Here is a 1,712-nt window from a genome sequence, read left to right as displayed (position 1 = left end):
TCATCTGAATTTGCCCAGTAGCCACTATATCGATGGCAACCCTTATCTGACCGATCCGATCAGTCTTGTCTCCATACATCAGCAGATTAACAATCATATACCCGCAGACTGGCTTGGCGCAGTTGCCTTTGATCCTATTACCTTGCAGCCCAATACCAACCATGCTAGTCATGACAATGATGATGACAATAATAACAACAATAACAACAACGTCCATTATGTTAACGCCTGCTACCTACCGTTTCCACATCATCACCATATTCCCTATGGAGAGCAGTTAAGCGAGCTTGGCGAGCCGCATCCGAGTCTGACAGGACTCATGAGTGCCAGCATCATAGACACAGACAGCAGTGCCATCACCCATGACCGTAACCACCGCGCTCATATCAGATATCACTGGCAATCTGATGACAGTAATGGCAGCGATAATAATAGCGACAATAGTCAGGATGATGCTCACTGGATACCCATCGCCAGTCACCTCGTCGCCGATCACATGGGACAGACCCATCCTCTGCGTCATGGACAGCATGTCCTCATCGACTTCATCGGTGGTGACATCACCCATCCCATCATCATCGGCAGCACCCATAACGGACAAGGCAACTCTGATGCTCAGCACAATAGCATCGTCAGTGACTCAGATACCCTTGACGCCACCAGTCCAGCTTGGTTCATTAATCAAAGCCATGCTTACCCCATAGACGGTATCAAAACGCAAAGCATCGACAGCAGTCGTACAGGCGATGCCACCAAAGACAGCGTCACCAATGGCTATAACCAGCTCATGTTTGACGCCCATCCTGAGAGTCCGCAGATCAACGCCTATAGCAGCAGCTATCAGTCCAGCCTAACCATTGGCCATCTCTACCAGCACACCGACCATACCCGTGGACAAGCACGTGGCCAAGGCATCAGTATCGAGACCCAAGCGGCTGCCAATATCCAAGGCAGCACCGGCATTCATATCAGTAGTAGCCAGTCAGACCCCTCATCAAACCCTCACATGAATCATGACAGTCATAGCAAACTACAAACCGCTGACCAACATCAAATAGCCTATCAAAGCCTAGCAGAAACCCATCAACCAGTAGGCATAAATGGCAGCAGTCAAAGTAGTAGCCTAAACAATAACAAGGGAGGAGAGCAACAAACGCCATTTGGTCAATTTAGCAAAGACACCAATGACAGTGCACTAGATGAGGCAGGACAGTGGCAACAAGCCAATCTGCTTATCGACTCTCAACGTCACCTTGCCATGCTCACAGGACAACACAGTCAACATACCAGTACTGAAAACACACATAGCCACGCCACAGGCAGCACCCATCATCACAGCCAAACGCAGATGAATCAGCTAGTAGCAGGGGACATCCATTACTACGCAAACAAAGCCCAGACCCATACCGCCGCTCATGGTGATGTGACGATACAAGCGCATCAGAACGAGATGCGACTCGACAGTGAGCAAGTACTATGCATCCACAGCCGAGACAGTATAGAGATTATTGCCCCTGATACGCTTACCCTAAAAGCAGCGGGTAGTGGTATTGAGATATCGGGTGGTAATGTGACGTTTATCACGCCTGCTAAAGTGGGCTATAAGGCGAGTAAGGTGGATCGGGGGAGTGGGGGTGGGGGTATTGCCAAAGCTATTGTTCTTAGACAGGCAAAGATAATAGAAGGCGAGAAGTTTTATTTGAAATATGAGG

At 49.1% G+C, this 1,712-nt stretch carries 1 protein-coding gene; it reads left to right on the top strand.

The features are described 5' to 3' along the window. Positions 1–1,712: DUF2345 domain-containing protein (locus ACT3RN_RS15420; RefSeq protein ID WP_444518807.1), on the top strand; the 1,712-nt coding region annotated here is incomplete at both ends.

The organism is Psychrobacter sp. AOP5-GZ1-6 (genome assembly GCF_052376345.1).
Lineage (GTDB): Bacteria > Pseudomonadota > Gammaproteobacteria > Pseudomonadales > Moraxellaceae > Psychrobacter.
This window is presented reverse-complemented; position numbering and strand designations above follow the sequence as displayed.